Source organism: Micromonospora sp. LZ37 (assembly GCF_059359015.1).
The window spans coordinates 454,913-471,411 of the sequence record NZ_JCADBL010000002.1 but is presented as its reverse complement, the minus strand read 5'-3'; the positions used below and the strand labels follow the sequence as shown (position 1 = coordinate 471,411).

The following is a 16,499-nucleotide window of genomic DNA, read 5'->3' as shown; positions in this document are numbered from 1 at the left end:
CGTCCGCGCCACCCCCGGCGGCGGGACGGTCCCGATATGTCAGGTGTCAGCGTCTGCCGGCGTAGCGGACCACCCGCTGCGCCATGTGATCGAGGGCGGCGAACTGCACCTGGGTCAGCGGGTCGGTGTTGTTGCCGCCCGTGCCGTGCGAGACCCCGTAGGGGTTTCCGTCGGCGAACTTCAACGGGTCGGTGTAGCCGGGCGGCACGATGACGCCGCCGAAGTGGTAGATGGTGTTGTAGAGCGCCAGCAACGTCGCCTCCTGGCCGCCGTGGGCCGTCTGCGCGGCCGTGAAGCCCGCGTACACCTTGTCGGCCAGCAGACCCTGCACCCACTGCGGGCCAAGCGTGTCGAGGAATTGTTTGAGCTGGCTGGAGACGTTGCCGTAGCGGACCGGGGTGCCGAACAGCACGGCATCAGCCCAGACGACGTCATCCGCGGTGGCCTTCGGCTCGTTCTTGGTCCGGTCGAAGTGTTGGCTCCATGCCGCGTTGGAGGCGATGGCCTCCTCGGGAGCGAGCTCGGGACACTGCCGAAGGCGGACCTCAGCGCCGGCCTTCTGCCCAGCTTCGGCCAGGCGCTCGGCCATCGCGTGGACGGTGCCGGTAGCCGAGTAGTAGATGACGGAGAGCTTGACGGTGGTCATGGCATTTTCTCCTGGTGTGGCTGCCACCCGCAGGGCAGTTAATTGGCTCAGCGAGTTCCAGCGTATGCGGCTTTCGCGGCGCTTAGCGACGATTTCACCGCATCCCCCTTGATCGGAAATGACGGCGCGCGCCCTCGGCCGGATGACTCCGTCGCACCCATCGGAAGGCGGGACATGGTCGGCTGCACGAGGCGCGGTCAGGCGGGTGTGGCGGGTCGGCCGGCGGGTCAGGCCGGCGTCCAGATGTCGCCGTCCGCGGTGACCAGCGCGTTCGCCGCGGCGCGGCAGGACGCGACGAACGAGGCGACGACGAGACCTTCCCGCGCGATGTGGGACGCGATCGCGGCGGAGGGCGGCCCCCGGCGCTCGCCCGCCGAGGCGGTCGCCGCCGTGGCGGAGGCCATCACCGTCATCCGGACCCTCTGGACCCCGGGCCCGGCCGCGCACGTCGCCGGGCAGCACTACCGTCTCGACGGCGTCCTGCCCGGCCCCTTCCCGGCGCACGCCATCAAGATCTGGCTCGGCGCGTACCAGCCACGGATGCAGCGGCTGATCGGACGGGTCGCGGACGGGTGGCTGCCCAGTTCTCCCTTCCTGCCCCCCGAGGCGCTCCCGATCGGCAACAAGATCATCGACGAGGCCGCCGTCGCGGCCGGCCGGTCGCCGCGGGCGGTCCGCCGGCTCTACAACGTCACGGGCACGTTCAGCCGGACCGAGCAGGGCTTCCTCCAGGGGCCGCCGAAGCTCTGGATCGAGCAGCTCGCCGACCTCACCCTCACCGAGGGGATCAGCGCCTACCTGCTCTACCGGATCGATGCGGCCGACTTCATCCGCCGGTTCGCCGAGGAGGTCGCGCCGGGCGTCCGGGAGATCGTCGACGCGGATCGCGCCCGCCGGGGCTGAGCCCCCGGGGTCGAGCGCGGCACGGGGGTCAGGGGATCGGCCACTCGTGGACCGGTCGGTTGCTGTGCATCAGGTCCACGTAGTGGCGGACCACCTCGCGCAGCGCCGCCGGCCGGTCCAGGTGGTCGGCGGACTCCAGCCGGTGCAGCGTCTCCACCTGCCAGGTGGCGCCGTTGCGGCCGGTCAGGCAGCGCTGCTCGATGATGGCGAGCAGCCGGTCCCGTTCGGCCGGGTCGAGCCCCCAGCGGTCCAGCCCGTGGTACGCCAGCGGCAGCAGTCGCCGCAGCACCAGCTCGGTGACCGGCAGGTAGCCCAGACCGGGCCAGAAGACCTGCGCGTCGATGCCGTGCCGGGCGCAGTTGGTGAAGTTCTCCTCGGCGGCGCTGAACGACATCTGCGACCACAGCGGCCGGTCCGACTCGGCGAGAGCCCGGACCAGCCCGAAGTAGAACGCGCCGTTGGCGACGGTGTCCAGCACCGTCGGGCCGGCCGGCAGCACCCGGTTCTCCACCCGCAGGTGCGGCCGGCCCTTGAGCACGTCGTACACCGGCCGGTTCCAGCGGTAGATGGTGCCGTTGTGCAACCGCAGCTCGGCGAGCTTGGGAACGCCCCCCTCGGCCAGCGCCTTGGCCGGGTCCTCCTGGTCGCAGACCGGCAGCAGCGCCGGGAAGTAGCGGACGTTCTCCTCGAACAGGTCGAAGACATTGGTGATCCAGCGTTCGCCGAACCAGACGCGGGGGCGTACCCCCTGGGCCTTGATCTCCTCGGGCCGGGTGTCGGTGGCCTGCTGGAACAGCGGGATGCGGGTCTCCCGCCACAGCTCCCGACCGAACAGCAGCGGGGAGTTGGCACCCAGGGCCACCTGGATGCCGGCGACGGTCTGGGCGGCGTTCCAGTAGTCGGCGAACTGGGCCGGGCTGACCTGGAGGTGGAACTGGGTGCTGGTGCAGGCCGCCTCCGGGGTGATGGTGTCCGCGGTGACCGCCAGCCGCTCCACCCCGCTGATGGCGATCGGCAGGTCCTCCCCGCGGGCGGCGAAGATCTGCTCGTTGAGCAGCGCGTAGCGCGGGTTGGCCGAGAGCGTCCGCGCGGTCAGGTGCTCCGGGCGCAGGGTGGGCAGGATGCCGATCATGACCATGTGCGCGCCGACCGTCCGGGCCTTCTCCTCGGCGGCGTTCAGGCTGGCCCGGACGTGCTCCTCGAACTGGGCGGTGCCGGTCCCGGCGAGCCGGCGGGGCGCCACGTTGATCTCCACGTTGAACTGGCCCAGCTCGGTTTGGAAAGCCGGGTCGGCGATGGCGGCCAGCACGTCGGCGTTGCGCATCGCCGGCATGGACTCCTCGTCGACCAGGTTCAGCTCGATCTCCAGGCCGGTCATCGGCCGCTCGACGTCGAAGCGCGACTCCCGCAGCATCTCGGCGAAGACGTCCAGGCAGCGGCGGACCTTCTCGCGGTAGCGGGCCCGGTCCTCCCGACTGAACGTGCGTACGCCGACGTCCTCGCCCATGGTCACCACCCTGTCACCGTTGGTCCCCCTAACCTCGCATGGGACAGCGGGGCGGGGAAGACCCGAAGGGCTCTTTACGTACCCATCCTGGCCCGGGTGATCCCCGTCGCGCCGTACGTCGTGCCGGCGTTTGCGGGCGACCGGCTCGTTACCATGGCCGGATGCGTGAGAAGACGACCCGGTTGTTCGTGGCGGCGGCGATCGCCGAGGCGTGCTCCTGGCTGGCCCTGCTGGCCGGGATGGCGGTCAAGTACGGCCCGCCGGCCAACGAGATCGGGGTGCAGATCTTCGGGCCGGTGCACGGCGCGCTCTTCGTCGCGTACGGGCTGCTGGTGCTGGCGGTCGCCCGGCTGCACCGCTGGGGCCTCGGGACGACCTTCGTCGCGCTGGTCTGCGCGGTTCCGCCCTTCGCCACGCTGATCTTCGAGCGCTGGGCCCGCCGCCGCGGCCTGCTGGGCACGGCCGCCGACCCGACCCGCCCGCTGACCCCGGTCGGCTGACCCGCCCGCCGGTCGGCGCTCAGCCGGCCAGGAAGGCGGCCAGCTCCGCCGCCAACTGCTCCGGCGCCTCCTCGGCCATGTGGTGCCCCGAGTCGATCGACGTGGCCCGCAGGTCGGGCGCCCACCGCCGCCAGATCGCCACCGGGTCCCGTACAGCGCGACCATGTCGTCCCGCTCGGACCAGCAGAACAGTGTCGGACAGCCGATCCGCCGCCCGGCGGCCCGGTCGGCGTCGTCCGCCGCCCGGTCCGGGCCGAGCCCCGCCCGGTAGTCCTCGCACATGGCGTGCACGGTGGCCGGGTCGTGGATCGCCCGCCGGTAGTCGGCGTACGCCTCCTCGCCCATCCGCTCGGGCGAGCCGCCGTACCAGGCGTCCGGGTCGGCGTTGATCACCCGCTCGGCGGGCTTGTCGAGCTGACCGAGGAAGAACCAGTGCCACCACGCCGCGGCGAACCGGGCGTCGCAGCGGGCCAGGGCCTCGCCGATCGGCACCCCGTCGAGCACCGCGAGCCGGCTCACCCGCTCCGGGTGGTCCAGCGCCGTCCGCATCGCCACGTAGCAGCCGCGGTCGTGACCCACCACCGCCGCGCGCCGGTGGCCCAGCGCGTCGAGCAGGCCGACCACGTCGGCCGCCATCGCCCGCTTCGCGTATCCGGCGTGGTCGTCACCGCCGGGCGGCTTGGACGACCCGCCGTACCCGCGCAGGTCCGGGCAGATCACCGTGTGCCGGTCGGCGAGCAGCGGCGCGACCCGGTGCCAGGTCGCGTGGGTACGGGGATGCCCGTGCAGCAGCACCACCGGCGGGCCGGACCCGCCGTGCCGCACCCGCAGCCGGACCGGGCCGACGTCGATCTCCTCGTGGGTGAATCCGGGGAACATCACTGCCCGGTGCCCGCCCGGGTGGCGGTGGAAACCGTCAGCCGGTGAGGACCGACCAGACCGCGATCCCGGCGACCAGCACTGCGCCGAGCAGCGCCTGGAGCAGCAGCGGCGGCCCGAGGTGCGACCAGAGCGTCGCGGTGCGCGGGGTGAGCAGCTGCCCGGTGGTGACGTTGACGATCCGCTCCACCCGGGGCGGCAGGTCCGCGTCGGGCTGCGGGCGCAGGGTCAGCTGCACGTGGTCGGCGGGGTGCAGGGCGCTCTGCGGCAGGTGGCCGTGCAGCTCCACCTCGTAGATCAGGCCGGTGCCGTCGCGGACCCGCAACGGGGTGACCAGGAACTCCGGCCCCTTCTTGAGGTCCTTCCAGCTCCGGCGCGCGCCGCCGCCCCCGGTGGAGAGCAGGGTGCGCACCAGCAGCATCAGCAGCCCCACCACGCTCGCCGCGGTCAGCACCGCGACCAGGACCGGCTGCCCGACCTTGATCTCCCGGGGGTAGCCCTCCAGCAGCCGCACCACCCGTCCGGTGAGGATCCGCTGGGTCGGGCGTACCACCCGCGTGTGCAGGTCGCTGTCCATGTTCACCACCGAGAGTCCGGATGCGTGCACAGATGGTATCGGTCCGCCGGGTCGAACGGCGTGAATGAACCGGCGTCACGCCCGAGCGCCGACGGAGGTGACATCCCGGGTGGCGCGGGTAAGCGGGCGGCCGAGCTGGAAAGGGGTCTCGAGCATGCAGCTGTCCTTCCTGCGTCCGCTCTACGACCGTCCCGGGCCGTGGTGCTCGGTCTACCTGGACGCCTCCCGGGACACCCACGACGCGCACCCGCAGGTCGACCTGCGCTGGCGGGCCCTCAAGGGGCACCTGCTGGCGCAGGGCGCCGACGCGGTGACCATCGAGGCGGTCGAGCGGGTGGTGCGCGGCCACGACCCGATGCCCGGGGACTACGGCGTGGCCGTCTTCGCCACCCAGGGCCGGGTGGTGCTCACCGAGTACCTCACCGCTCCGCCGCTCAAGGACCTCGCCGTCTGGTCCTCCCTGCCGCACACCATGCCGCTGGTCGCCCAGCGGGGGGAGCAGGTCGCCTGGGTGCGGGTGCTGGCCGACCGCACCGGCGCCGACGCGATGGCGGTGAGTGCCGGCGGTGTGCCGCGCCGGGCCCACATCCAGGGGCGGGAGAACCACCAGCTGCGCCGGGTGCAACCGGGGGGCTGGTCCCAGTCCCGCTACCAGCGCTCGGCGGTCGAGGCCTGGCACCACAACGCGGGCGACACCGTGGCGGCGACCGTCCAACTGGCCGAGAACGTCGGCGCCGACGTGCTCGTGGTGGCCGGCGACGTCCGGGCCACCGGAATGATCGCCGCCCAGCTCCCACCTCGCTGGCAGGACATGGTGGTGCGCACCGACGCCGGCGCGCGCGGCGGCGGCGCCGACCTGACCGCGATGGACGACATCACCGTGCAGACCATCGCCGAGGTGGCCGAGCAGCGGGTCGCCACCACGCTGGACCGCTTCGGCATGCAGGAGGACGTCGGGGAGGGACTCGACGCCGTCGTCGCCGCCCTGCAACGCAACCAGGTCGACAACATGCTCATCGTGGACGACCCGTCGGCCACCGGGCGGCTCTGGATCGGCCCCCGGGCCACCGACATCGCCACCGGGCCGGAGCAGCTGCCCGCGGTCGGCGAGCCGCAGCAGGTACGCGCCGACGCGGCGCTGCTGCGCGCCCTGGTCGGCACGGACGCCGAGCTGACCGTCCTCGGGCGCGACGAGGCGCCCGACCTCACCGACGGCGTCGGCGCGGTGCTGCGCTACGTCGACGCCGGCACCCCGGGGCGCGGCAATGGCTGACCGGACGGTCGCGGACCTGGTGGTGGACCGGCTCCGGGCCTGGCGGGTGCCGCGCGCCTTCGGCTGCCCGGGGGAGGCGATCACCCCGCTGCTGCGGGCGTTGGACGGCGCCGGAGGGGACCCGGAGTTCGTCCCGGCCCGCCACGAGGAGACGGCCGCCTTCATGGCCACCGGCCACGCCAAGTTCACCGGCGGGATCGGAGTCTGCCTGGCCACCCAGGGCCCGAGCGCGGTGCACCTGCTCAACGGCCTGTACGACGCCAAGCTGGACAGCAAGCCGGTGGTGGCGATCGTGGGCGAGGACATCACCGGTCCGCTCGGCGGCGCGCACGAGGAGATCGGCCTTAGCCGGCTCTTCGGCGACGTGTGCAACCAGTTCGTCCGGTACGGGCGGGCGCCGGGTCAGGTGCCCGTCCTGCTCGACCAGGCGTTCCGGACCGCCGCGGCCACCCGCAGCCCGACCTGCGTGGTGCTGCCCCGGGAGTTGCAGCTGGCCGGCGTACCCGACCTCGAGGAGCATCGGGCCGGCGTGCTCACCGCGACGCCTGGCGAGCCGCTGGCCCGGGTGCTGCCGCACGACGCCGACCTGGACGCCGCGGCGTCGCTGCTGACCATCGGTCAGCGGGTGGCGATCCTGGTGGGTCAGGGTGGCCGGGGCGTCGAGGACGAGATCGTCGCGCTCGCCGACCGGCTCGGCGCCGGCGTGGCCACCTCGCTGCTCGGCAAGCCGGTGCTGGACGAGCGGCTGCCCTTCCACACCGGCGTGCTCGGCGAGGTCGGCACCACCGCCGCCGCGCAGCTGATGGGCGGGGCGGACACCCTGCTGCTGGTCGGCACCAACAACCCGTGGACGGACTGGTTCCCGATGCCCGGGCAGGCCCGCACCGTGCAGATCGACATCGACGGGCGGCGGATCGGCACCCACTACCCGGTGGACGTGCCGCTGGTGGGCGACGCCGGCGAGACGCTGCGCGCGCTGCTGAGCCGGGTGCGCGACGAGCCCAACCGGTCGTGGCGGGCGACGGTCGAGGGCTCCGTGGACCGGTGGCGGCAGGAAGCCGCCGACCGGGCCGGCGCGGCCGCCGAGCCGGTCAACCCGCAACTGGTGCTCCACGAGCTGTCCACCCGGCTGCCGCGCCGGGGCGCGGTCGCCGTCGACGTCGGCTCGGTCATCTACTGGTACGCCCGCCATCTGGAGCTGCCGCCCGGGGTGAACGCGCAGCTCTGCGGCACCCTCGGCTCGATGGGCTGCGCCCTGCCGTACGCGGTCGCCGCGAAGCTGGCCCGCCCGGACGAGCCGGTCGTGGCGCTGCTGGGGGACGGGGCGATGCAGCTCAACGGCCTCGCCGAGCTGATCACGGTGGCGCACCGGTGGCGGGAGTGGACCGACCCGCGGCTGGTCGTGCTGGTACTCAACAACCGCGACCAGTCCGGCATGGCCGGCGGCCGGCACCTGCCCGGGGCCACCGGCGGGCGGCGACCGGACGTGCCGTACGCCGGCTGGGCCCGGCTGCTCGGCCTGCACGGGGTCAGGGTGGACCGGCCGGAGCTGGTCGGCGCTGCCTGGGACGAGGCCTTCGCCGCGGATCGGCCGTGTGTGCTGGAGGCGGTGGTGGACCCGGCCGTGCCGCTGCACCCGCCGGAGCCGGCCCTGGCCGACCTGCGTGGGCTCTTCGCTCACGGGGACGCCGCCCGCCGGGTTCGCGAACAGGTGCTGGACGGGCAGGTCGGCGTGGAGGCGGAGGACCTCGTTTAGTCGATCCCCGGGAGGGCACTTCCTCCGAGTTCCGTCACCCCTGGAGGTTCGATGTCCGATCCGGTCGACCGCCGTCACGGCCCCGCGCCGCTGCCGATGCCCCGCGGCCCGGTCTCCGGCGCCGTGCTGGACGCGCTGCGACAACCGCCCCATGACCTGCCCGCGGGTCTCGGGGCGGGGTTCGACGCGGACGACCCGATCGGTGACGAGGACCTCCAGCTGACCCTCTTCCTCTGCTACGAGCTGCACTACCGGGGCTGGGCGGGCGTCGACGAGGACTGGGAGTGGCAGCCGTCGCTGCTGGCCCTGCGGGCCGAGGCGGAGCGCCGCTTCGAGACGGCGGTGCGCCGGCTGGTGGGTCCGCTGCCGGCGCCGCTGCCCGGTGGTGTGCCGCAGGCGCTGGCGGGGGTGGTGGCCGCCGACGACGGGCCGTCGCTCGCCGGTGCGCTGCAGCGCTGGGCCAGCCTGGAACAGTTCCGCGAGTTCGTCGCGCACCGCTCGATCTACCACCTGCGCGAAGCCGACGCGCACACCTGGGCGCTGCCCCGGCTCGGCGGCCCGGCGAAGGCCGCGCTGGTGGAGATCCAGATGGACGAGTACGGCAACGGCCGGCTGGAGCGGATGCACGCCGAGCTGTTCCGGCTCACCCTCGACCGGCTCGGCCTGGACACCGGGTACGCCGCCCACCTGGACCGGGTGCCGGCGATCACCCTGGCCACCAACAACCTGATCTCCCTGTTCGGGCTGCACCGCCGGTTGCGCGGTGCGCTCGTTGGTCACCTGGCCGCCTTCGAGATGACCTCCTCGCTGCCCAACCGCCGGTACGGCAACGGGCTGCGCCGCCTCGGCCTGGACGAGCTGGCCACCCGCTTCTACGACGAGCACGTGGAGGCCGACGCGGTGCACGAGCAGATCGCCGCGTACGACCTCTGCGGCGGTCTGGTCCGCGCCGAACCGGCGCTCGCCGAGGACGTGCTCCTGGGCGCCGCCGCCGCGCTGGCGGTGGACCGGCTCTTCGCCGCGCACCTGCTGGAGAGCTGGGCCGCCGGCGGGTCGTCGCTGCGCCCCGCGCCGGACGCGTCGTCCGTCGCCGTCGCGGCCTGATCCGGGCGCCGGGGGCGCGGGAGCGTGCCGGAGCCGCCGCGCCCGGGATGCGCCTCAGCCTTCCCGGTCGGTGCCGGCGCGGAAGTTGACCGCCTTGTGGGTGCCGTCGCAGAACGGCTTCAGCGCCGACTTGCCGCACCGGCACAGCGCCACCGTCCCCCGCCGGGCGTCGATGGTCCGTCCCTCGGGGGTGACCAGGGCGAAATCGCCCCGCACCAGCAGTGGACCGTCCTGGTAAGGGGTGATCGTGGCCGCCGCGTCGGCGGAGGGGTGCTCGGCGCTCATGCGTCCCGATGTGCCCGTGCCGGCACCGTCGAAACGCGGTCGTGGCAGCCGGTCCACGGTGGGCGGTCCCGGTGCCCGATCACCCGGACCGGCGTACCGCCACCGCCCCGGCGATTGCGCCCGCCCGGTGGTGGATGCCCCGTTTAGACCCCAGAGGGACGGGAAGCCGCCCCGCGTGGTGAGCGACAGAGGCAAGGTGGGGCCGGTGCCCAAGGTGCAGGCGGGGCTGACGGCCGACGGCGCCGGCCTGGCCGGGGACCGGGTGGTGGCGGTGGGGAGCACCGCCCGGGTGCTGGTGGCCGCGGCGGCGCGGGCGCTGCGTGGCGCGGACTGCGCCGACGTCGGGCAGCCCACCGCGCTGTCCCGGTTCACCCCGGCCCCGGAGCCGGTGCGCCGCGCCGCCGCCGCGCGGGCGGCCGGACGGGTGGCGCTCACCCCGGCCCAGACCGCGGAGGTCGACGCGGAGCGGGTGGCCCGGTGGATCGTCGACCAGTATCCCCGGCGCCGCTACCCGGGGGTGGTGTTGGGTTCACCGCACGCGTCGGCGGTGCACCTGGCGGTGGCGCTGGGCGTCCCGTGGCTGCCCGCCGCCTTCGAGATGGCCGTGCACTGGACGCACGGTTCGGTGGACCGGCCCCGCGCCGCCCTCGACCACGGTGCCGGCCTGGCCGCCGGGCTGGTCGCGGCGAACCCGGGCCTGCACGTACGCCAGGTGCACTGTCCGGCCAGCCGGGGTGCGGTGGCCGGGCAGACCGTGTCGCTGACCGCCCGCTGGCGGACGCTGCCGCTGGCGTACGCGCGGTTCCTCGCCGACCGGCTGGAGCCGGGGGCGTCGCTGCTGCTGGTCCGCGACGGCCGCAGCTGGCCGGTGCTGGACCCGGGGCAGGGGCACAGCTTCCAGCTCGGCTGCCCGGCCAGCGGCCTGGATCCGGTGGACTTCCATCCGGATTCGCACGCGCTGCGCCAGCTGCTACGCGCGGTCGGCGGGGACCGGGCGCACTGGGAGCCGCCGGAGGTCTCCGCCGCCGGTGAGCAGAGCGAGCAGGGGGTGGAGGAGGGCTTCGAGACGGTCGCCCGGCAGTGGGCGCAGCCCCGCGGTCACGCCCTGCACCAAGTGCTCTTCCCCCAGCCGGCGGCGTTCAGCGCGGCCACGGCCGACCTGTACCGGCGCTGGCTGCGGCGGGCCGGCAAGACCGGGGACCGGCTGGTGGTGGAGTGCGGCCGGCTGCTCGACCCGTGGCAGGTGGTCCGGGCCGGGATGGTGCCGTACTGGTGCGAGAACGCGACCCGCCGCAGCGTCGAGGGGGCGGAGTGGTGGCTCGCCGGCAGCGAGCCGTTCAGCTCGGTGGACGTTCTGCCCGAGTCGCCCGGGCTGCGCTCGCCGGCCCTGGCGGGGCTGCCGCAGTGGCTCGCGGTGGCGGCCTTCGGGCGGCGCCGCCGGGCACTGGACCGGACCGCCGCGCGCGGGTACCCGGTCTCCCCGGTACCCACCCGCCGGGCCACCGAGGTGCTGCGCTGCCAGCCGTACGACCTGCCGACGCCGCCTCCGCTGGCCTTCGCGGACGCTCTCGACGGGCTGCGTGAGGCGGGTGCCCCGCTGGGGCTGACCCTTTCCTGACCAGGCGGAAAGGGATGTCGGGTGCCGCCGCGCCGGCCCGGCGGACCGGGCGTACCGAAACATCCTCGCGAACCCGGGGTCCCGTGATTGAGTACCTGGGGAGCGGGAACACCGCTCGCTGCGACGGCCTGATCACGCCGTGTGGCGGGCGGTCGTTCGCTCCCGCGCGTCCGGTGACCACCGGGCGTGGCGTGACCCAACTTCCGGCCCGGTGCGTGGCCCGACCACGCGCACGACCGGTTCCTATCCGGGCGGGGGACCTTCCTGAGGGAGGCGCGGATGTTCGGACAGACCACCACAACCACACCACCGCCGACTGAACGCGGCCTGGAGGACCTGGACGCGGCGGCGATCGCGTACGCCGCGCGGATCGCCGGGCTGCCACCCGAGCGGCGGCAGGAGGCGCGGGACGACCTTGTGCGCTTCGCGCTGCCCTTCGCCGGGCGGCTGGCCCGCCGCTACCGGGGGCGGGGTGAGCCGCTGGAGGATCTGGAGCAGGTGGCGCGGCTCGGCCTGGTCAATGCCGTCGACCGGTACGACCCGGAGCGGGGGTCGTTCACCGCGTACGCGGCGATCACCATCGTGGGGGAGATCAAGCGGCACTTCCGCGACCGCACCTGGGGGGTGCACGTGCCCCGCCGGCTGCGCGACCTGATCCTGGAGGTCGGGCAGGCCACGGCGGCGTTGACCAGCGAGCTGTCCCGGGCGCCGAGCGTGGCCGAGCTGGCCGCGCGGCTGGAGACCCCGGAGGAGGAGATCCTCGCGGCGCTGGAGTCGGCCGCCGGGTACAGCCCGGCGTCGCTCAACGCCCCGGTGGGCGGGGAGAGCTCGGCCGAGTTCGGCGACCTGGTCGGCGAGTCGGACAACGCCCTCGAATCGGTCGACGACCGGGTGACGGTCAGCGGGCTGCTGCACCGGCTGCCCTGGCGGGAGCGGCGCATCCTGGCCATGCGCTTCTACGGCAACCAGACCCAGGCGGAGATCGCGGCCCGGTTCGGCATCTCCCAGATGCACGTCTCCCGGCTGCTCTCCCGGGCGTTGACCTGGCTGCGCCAGGCGATGCTCGCCGACGCGCCGCCACCGTGGCAGAACGGCGCCGCCGAGTCGGAGACCGGCCGCAACCGGATCGCGCTCAAGCGCACCGGCGACCGGGTGCTGGTGGAGATCGGCGGCGAGATCGACCGGGACGGCGCCGATCAACTGCGCAAGGTGATGCTGGAGGCGGTCACCGGCCAGCCCCGCGAGGTGGTGGTGGACCTGGACGGAGCGGGCGGGGTCGACGCCGGCGGTATCGCCGCGCTGATGGCGGGCCGGGACGCGGCCGAGCGCACCGGCGTTCCGCTGCGCCTCACCCGGGTCCGTCCGGCGGTACGCCGCTCCCTGACCGCCGCCGGACTGCCCGCCACCGTGGAGGCCTGAACCCCTGGTTGCGGTGGGGGAGGAGCGGCGTGCACCCGGCGGACCGCGTGTCCGGCTCGGACGGGACGACGTGGGGCCGGCGCCTGTTGGGGGCCGGCCCTGCGTCGCCTGTGGAGCGCTGTTCCTCGGTGTCGCCCTCGCCGTGCGGCCAGCCCACGCAACCGGAGCGGTCGAGCAGTTCGGTCAGGCTGCTGCCGGTCGGTTCGCCGGCAGGACCGCCCAGACCACCTTTCCGTCGCCGTGCGGGTGGCTGCCCCAGCGCTGGGTCATCTCCCGTACCAGCATGAGTCCCCGGCCGCCCTCGGCGTACCGGTCCGCGGTGTCGGGCCGGGCCGCCGTACGGCTGCCGTCGGCCACCGCCACGTGCAGGTAGGGCCGGCGGAGGGTCAGCGTCACCTGCATCGGGGTGTGGGCGTGCCGGACCACGTTGCCGACCAGCTCGCTGAGCACCAGCGACGCCGGGCCCACCAGCTCGGGCAGGTTCCACCGGCCGCAGGCGTCGCCGACCAGTTCCCGGGCCCGCCGGCAGGCGCCGGCGACCGGATCGAGCCGGGCCCGCAGCCGCGGGGAGGCCGCCGCCTCGGCGAACCGGGTGGCCTCGGCGCAGTCCCGGCGGACCGGAACCACCCGGCAGGCGGTGGACTCGGCGAGCCAGGCGGCGGCGTCGGGCGGGGCGGAGCAGAGCACCACCGGCACGGACGGCCAGTCGGCGGCCTGCCGGGCGGTGGCCGCGAAGACGGACAGGGCGAGCGGGTCCACCACGGTGACGCCGCCGAGGTCGACCACGAGCGCGTCCGGCTGGCTGCCGAGGCAGTGGTCCAGCACGGTGTACACCGAACGCATGGTGGCCAGGTCGAGTGCGCCACGCAGCCCCACGACGGTCACACCGGACTCGTCGCGGACCTCGCAGGTGATCCGGCTCCCCATGTGCCCCTCGCTTCCACTGGATGCTCAGGACCCTCGAACTACCCGTGGACCTGCGGGGCGAAACCGGACCGACCGGGTGATCCGCCCAGCTCAGCCGCGCTGGCCGGCGCGCCGGGAGACCAGCCCGAGGCCGATCATGGCCAGCCCCAGGCCCAGGTGCAGCCAGTCGTCCGCCCGGTTGACCGGCAGGAAGTTCGCCGCGCTGGCGTGGTCGACGGCGAGCCCGTAGAGCCACAGCACGAGATAGACCGCGCCGCCGCCGATGAGGAAGACCCGCGCCCCGGCGACGGTCCGGGCCAGCGCCAGACCGGCCACCCCGGAGGCCAGGTGCAGGAGGTTGTGCAGCACGGAGACCTGGAACACCCCGAACAGCCGGGCCCCGGACCGGTGCCCGGCCAACCGCAGGTCGGCGTAGTCGCTGGTGATCCCCGGCAGGAAGCCGAACGCGCCGACGAGCAGGAAGACCACGGCCGCGGTCGCCGCGGCCCGGCGCACCGGGGCCCGGCCGTCGGCCGGGTTCCGCCGGGCTCGGGCGTGGGCCATCGGACCGGCCATCGCGGGCTCCCTCCGTCGCGTCGCCGACTTCCCTGCCCCAGAACGGACAAACCCGGGCCCGGACCGCGACGGTCCGGGCCCGGGCCGGGCAGTGCGCCGGTCAGGCGACCTGCAACTGGGGTACCTGGGCGCCCTGCCGCACCCGCTCGTAGAGCCCGACGTACTTCTCGGCCATCACCGCCGGGGTGAACCGCCCGGCGGCCTCCCGCCGGCACTCGTCCGGGTCGAGCAGGCTCGCGGCCAGCAGCAGCTCGCCCAACTCGTCCTCGTCGGTGGTGAGCAGCCCGGTGCGCCCGTGCTCGATCAGCTCGGGCAGGCAGCCGCGGCTGGTCGCCACCACCGGCGTGCCGAGGGCGAGCGACTCCACCACCGCGGTGCCGCCCGGCTCCTCCCAGCGCAACGGGAAGAGCGAGGCCTTCGCCCCGGCCAGCAGATCGTCGCGCTCCCGGCCGGCGACCGTGCCGACCCAGCGGACCAGGTCACCGTCGACGTGCGGGGCCACCTCGTCGTAGAAGAACCGCACGTCCGGGTTCTGCCGGGCCTCGTCCCCGGCCGCGGCCAGGTCCGCCGGCCGGTGGTACGGCCCGACCGGGCCGGCGAGCACCAGCGGTGCCCCCACCCGCTGCGCCAGCCGGGCGCCCACGTCCTGCCCCTTGCCGGGGTTGATCCGGCCGAGAATGATCGTGTAGTCGCCCTTCTCGGGCCGGGGGGCGCGGTCCGCGCCGACGGCGAGCGGGGTGGACAGGTGCACGTGTCCGACCGAGTGCTCCCGCAGCGCGCGGGGGGCGCGGGCGAGCTGCGAGGCGGAGACGCCGTTGACCCGGACCCGGTCCCCGGCGTCGAGGTTGCCGTAGAGCTCGGGGTGCTTGGCCAGGTCCCAGTGCAGGGTGTGCAGGGCGGGGGGAGCGTCGGGGCCCATCGCGGCCATGGTGGCCAGGCCGACGGCCTCCACGTGGTCGTGCACCAGGTCGATGTCGTCGCGGGCGTGCAGCCGCCGGACCACCCCGTTGAGGTGGGCCTGGGAGATCCCGCAGACCTGGTTGTACGGGCGTTGCAGCGCGTGGAACTGCCCGTCGGGGAAGACGGAGACCTTCTCGTCCACCGCGAGGGTGCTGGAGTCGACCGAGGCGAGCACCACCCGCACGCCGAGGCGGCGCAGCTCCGGCACCAGGGTGGCGATGACGTTCTCGATGCCCCCGTAGCCGGGGGGCGGTACGGACAGCCACGGGCCGGCGTTCATCAGGACGGTGAGACTCATGGCGCTGGTTTCCTTCCCTCGGCGGGGCCCCCGTCGACCGCCCGCGCTCGGCCACCGACCGGCCCGGCAGGCCGGCCGTACCGCACCGGTCGGTCCGACCGGCGCCTCACGCCGCGACCCGCCGGCGCGGCACCCGGTGGCGCAGCTGCGCCAGCGGCGGGCGCTCCTGCACCGAGACGTCGTTGACCACGATCTCCCGGTCCAGGTTGGGCAGCGAATCGGAGCCGCCCCGGCGGAACTGGGTCAGCAGGGCGGCGGGCAGCGCGTTCGGGCTGGCCCAGCCGCGTCGCTGCAACCGTGACCAGGCGGTGTGCATGATCTGCGCCGACATCCGGCCCAGCGCGGCGGTGTCCTGGTGGCGGTGCTTGCGCTCACCCAGGTCCACCTGCGCCAGGGCGTCCAGCCCGACCAGCTCCAGCAGGTCGATCAGCATCGCCGTCTCGACCCCGTAGCCGGAGACGAACGGCACCTGCTCCAGCACCTCCCGACGCCCGGCGTACTCGCCGGCGAGGGGCTGCACGAAGCCGGCCAGCTCCGGCCAGAAGAGGTTCAGCAGCGGCCGCGCCATCAGCTCCGTCACCCGGCCACCGCCGTCGGCCTCGACGCTGGTCGCGCCGACCAGCGGCCGGTGGTAGAAGCCCTTGACGAAGTCGACCGACGGGTCGGTCAACAGCGGGCCGATCAGCCCGGTCACGAAGTGTGGCCGGAACTCCCGCAGGTCGGCGTCGATGAAGGCGACCACGTCGCCCTCGGCGGCGGCGAGCCCGGCCCAGAGCGCGTCGCCCTTCCCGGTGAGCTGGGGCAGCCCTCGGGTCATCTCGTCCTGGCTGACCACCTCCGCGCCCGCGGCCCGGGCCACTCGCGCGGTGCGGTCGCTCGACCGGGAGTCGACCACGATGAGCTCGTCGACCAGGGCGACCCGGTCCATCAGATGTTCCCGGATCGTCGACACGATGGCGCCGACGGTGGTCTCCTCGTTGCGGGCGGGCAGGACGACGCTCACCCTGCTGTCACCCTTGGCCCGCATCAGCCGACGTGCCGGCCAGTCCTCGGCGGACGTGGTCCGATACGTGGCCCATGCCTCCACGACGGGTGAGACGATCGATTCTGTATCCCGCACTGGCACACCCCCAGATCGTGGCGGAAAAAGCGAAGTTGGTTTTCCCATCTCCGCCCGCGCGCTAACCGGATCATGCCTAACAGCTTGATCACGGAGGTCACACGGAGTGGTTCCGTAGAGGTGAACGTCTGATTGCGGGCCCCACGGGTTTCGGCTTCGTCCGCTGCGGGGA

Annotated in this window: 16 protein-coding genes and 1 pseudogene; 7 read left to right on the top strand and 10 right to left on the bottom strand. The window is 74.2% G+C overall.

What is annotated here, in order from left to right:
• Positions 1-46 precede the first annotated feature (46 nt).
• Positions 47-646 (bottom strand): NAD(P)H:quinone oxidoreductase, encoded by a 600-nt coding sequence (gene wrbA, locus AC5L3Z_RS06280; RefSeq protein WP_494840225.1) that lies wholly within the window; start codon positions 644-646, stop codon positions 47-49.
• A gap of 243 nt (positions 647-889) precedes the next feature.
• On the opposite strand from wrbA, the gene AC5L3Z_RS06275 reads away from it, so the two are divergent.
• Complete coding sequence (locus AC5L3Z_RS06275; RefSeq protein WP_494840224.1) at positions 890-1,549, top strand: LLM class flavin-dependent oxidoreductase; 660 nt, start codon at positions 890-892, stop codon at positions 1,547-1,549.
• 28 nt (positions 1,550-1,577) lie between these two features.
• Here the strand turns inward: AC5L3Z_RS06275 and AC5L3Z_RS06270 are convergent, their stop codons facing one another.
• A complete protein-coding gene (locus tag AC5L3Z_RS06270; RefSeq protein WP_494840222.1) occupies positions 1,578-3,056 on the bottom strand; it encodes a glutamate-cysteine ligase family protein in 1,479 nt (492 codons plus the stop codon).
• A 161-nt stretch (positions 3,057-3,217) separates the two neighbouring features.
• Between AC5L3Z_RS06270 and AC5L3Z_RS06265 the strand changes: the two genes are divergently transcribed.
• On the top strand, positions 3,218-3,556 hold the full coding sequence (locus AC5L3Z_RS06265) for a DUF3817 domain-containing protein (RefSeq protein WP_494840220.1): 339 nt from the start codon (positions 3,218-3,220) through the stop codon (positions 3,554-3,556).
• 19 nt (positions 3,557-3,575) lie between these two features.
• On the opposite strand, the gene AC5L3Z_RS06260 is transcribed toward AC5L3Z_RS06265, so the two are convergent.
• The 3 genes and pseudogenes from AC5L3Z_RS06260 to AC5L3Z_RS06250 form a co-directional block, all read right to left on the bottom strand.
• Positions 3,576-3,698, bottom strand: coding sequence for a hypothetical protein (locus tag AC5L3Z_RS06260; protein WP_494840218.1), 123 nt, complete (start codon positions 3,696-3,698; stop codon positions 3,576-3,578).
• A 53-nt stretch (positions 3,699-3,751) separates the two neighbouring features.
• Positions 3,752-4,435 (bottom strand): annotated as a pseudogene (locus AC5L3Z_RS06255) (alpha/beta fold hydrolase); the annotation flags it as partial.
• A 37-nt stretch (positions 4,436-4,472) separates the two neighbouring features.
• Entirely contained in the window at positions 4,473-5,021 is a 549-nt protein-coding gene (locus AC5L3Z_RS06250) for a hypothetical protein (protein ID WP_494840631.1), read from the bottom strand.
• Between the two features lie 145 nt (positions 5,022-5,166).
• Here AC5L3Z_RS06250 and AC5L3Z_RS06245 point away from each other — a divergent pair, with 145 nt between their 5' ends.
• From AC5L3Z_RS06245 to AC5L3Z_RS06235, 3 genes are read left to right on the top strand one after another with little or no spacing between them, the layout of a single operon-like run.
• Positions 5,167-6,285, top strand: a complete 1,119-nt coding sequence (locus AC5L3Z_RS06245; protein WP_334526037.1) for a baeRF2 domain-containing protein — start codon at positions 5,167-5,169, stop codon at positions 6,283-6,285.
• The gene (locus AC5L3Z_RS06240) at positions 6,278-8,041 is read left to right on the top strand and encodes a thiamine pyrophosphate-binding protein (RefSeq protein ID WP_494840217.1); all 1,764 of its coding nucleotides are present in this window, start codon (positions 6,278-6,280) and stop codon (positions 8,039-8,041) included. Before AC5L3Z_RS06245 ends, AC5L3Z_RS06240 begins: the two co-directional genes overlap by 8 nt.
• Before the next feature lie 51 nt (positions 8,042-8,092).
• The gene (locus AC5L3Z_RS06235) at positions 8,093-9,145 is read left to right on the top strand and encodes an iron-containing redox enzyme family protein (RefSeq protein WP_494840216.1); all 1,053 of its coding nucleotides are present in this window, start codon (positions 8,093-8,095) and stop codon (positions 9,143-9,145) included.
• Between the two features lie 54 nt (positions 9,146-9,199).
• Here AC5L3Z_RS06235 and AC5L3Z_RS06230 read toward each other — a convergent pair whose 3' ends face one another.
• Positions 9,200-9,430: a CDGSH iron-sulfur domain-containing protein gene (locus AC5L3Z_RS06230; RefSeq protein WP_334526045.1), complete on the bottom strand. Its 231-nt coding sequence runs from the start codon at positions 9,428-9,430 to the stop codon at positions 9,200-9,202.
• A gap of 205 nt (positions 9,431-9,635) precedes the next feature.
• Here AC5L3Z_RS06230 and AC5L3Z_RS06225 point away from each other — a divergent pair, with 205 nt between their 5' ends.
• Complete coding sequence (locus AC5L3Z_RS06225) at positions 9,636-11,048, top strand: hypothetical protein (RefSeq protein ID WP_494840214.1); 1,413 nt, start codon at positions 9,636-9,638, stop codon at positions 11,046-11,048.
• Positions 11,049-11,327: 279 nt separating this feature from the next.
• Positions 11,328-12,467, top strand: coding sequence for a SigB/SigF/SigG family RNA polymerase sigma factor (locus AC5L3Z_RS06220; protein ID WP_334526048.1), 1,140 nt, complete (start codon positions 11,328-11,330; stop codon positions 12,465-12,467).
• Between the two features lie 183 nt (positions 12,468-12,650).
• On the opposite strand, the gene AC5L3Z_RS06215 is transcribed toward AC5L3Z_RS06220, so the two are convergent.
• From AC5L3Z_RS06215 to AC5L3Z_RS06200, 4 genes are all read right to left on the bottom strand, one after another.
• Positions 12,651-13,394 (bottom strand): ATP-binding protein, encoded by a 744-nt coding sequence (locus AC5L3Z_RS06215; RefSeq protein ID WP_494840213.1) that lies wholly within the window; start codon positions 13,392-13,394, stop codon positions 12,651-12,653.
• A gap of 90 nt (positions 13,395-13,484) precedes the next feature.
• Positions 13,485-13,949, bottom strand: a complete 465-nt coding sequence (locus AC5L3Z_RS06210; protein ID WP_494840212.1) for a DUF4383 domain-containing protein — start codon at positions 13,947-13,949, stop codon at positions 13,485-13,487.
• A gap of 100 nt (positions 13,950-14,049) precedes the next feature.
• Positions 14,050-15,207, bottom strand: coding sequence for a glycosyltransferase (locus AC5L3Z_RS06205; RefSeq protein ID WP_494840210.1), 1,158 nt, complete (start codon positions 15,205-15,207; stop codon positions 14,050-14,052).
• Positions 15,208-15,313: 106 nt separating this feature from the next.
• Positions 15,314-16,327 carry a glucosyl-3-phosphoglycerate synthase gene (locus AC5L3Z_RS06200; protein ID WP_494840209.1) on the bottom strand — a complete coding sequence of 338 codons (1,014 nt, stop codon included), beginning with the start codon at positions 16,325-16,327 and terminating at the stop codon, positions 15,314-15,316.
• Between the last annotated feature and the right edge of the window lie 172 nt (positions 16,328-16,499).

What these genes read in the sequence shown, in the direction of transcription:
- wrbA (WP_494840225.1), bottom strand. Translation starts at nt 646, where the DNA reads ATGACCACCGTCAAGCTCTCCGTCATCTACTACTCGGCTACCGGCACC.
- AC5L3Z_RS06275 (WP_494840224.1), top strand. Translation starts at nt 890, where the DNA reads ATGTCGCCGTCCGCGGTGACCAGCGCGTTCGCCGCGGCGCGGCAGGAC.
- AC5L3Z_RS06270 (WP_494840222.1), bottom strand. Translation starts at nt 3,056, where the DNA reads ATGGGCGAGGACGTCGGCGTACGCACGTTCAGTCGGGAGGACCGGGCC.
- AC5L3Z_RS06265 (WP_494840220.1), top strand. Translation starts at nt 3,218, where the DNA reads ATGCGTGAGAAGACGACCCGGTTGTTCGTGGCGGCGGCGATCGCCGAG.
- AC5L3Z_RS06245 (WP_334526037.1), top strand. Translation starts at nt 5,167, where the DNA reads ATGCAGCTGTCCTTCCTGCGTCCGCTCTACGACCGTCCCGGGCCGTGG.
- AC5L3Z_RS06240 (WP_494840217.1), top strand. Translation starts at nt 6,278, where the DNA reads ATGGCTGACCGGACGGTCGCGGACCTGGTGGTGGACCGGCTCCGGGCC.
- AC5L3Z_RS06235 (WP_494840216.1), top strand. Translation starts at nt 8,093, where the DNA reads ATGTCCGATCCGGTCGACCGCCGTCACGGCCCCGCGCCGCTGCCGATG.
- AC5L3Z_RS06230 (WP_334526045.1), bottom strand. Translation starts at nt 9,430, where the DNA reads ATGAGCGCCGAGCACCCCTCCGCCGACGCGGCGGCCACGATCACCCCT.
- AC5L3Z_RS06220 (WP_334526048.1), top strand. Translation starts at nt 11,328, where the DNA reads ATGTTCGGACAGACCACCACAACCACACCACCGCCGACTGAACGCGGC.
- AC5L3Z_RS06215 (WP_494840213.1), bottom strand. Translation starts at nt 13,394, where the DNA reads ATGGGGAGCCGGATCACCTGCGAGGTCCGCGACGAGTCCGGTGTGACC.
- AC5L3Z_RS06210 (WP_494840212.1), bottom strand. Translation starts at nt 13,949, where the DNA reads ATGGCCGGTCCGATGGCCCACGCCCGAGCCCGGCGGAACCCGGCCGAC.
- AC5L3Z_RS06205 (WP_494840210.1), bottom strand. Translation starts at nt 15,207, where the DNA reads ATGAGTCTCACCGTCCTGATGAACGCCGGCCCGTGGCTGTCCGTACCG.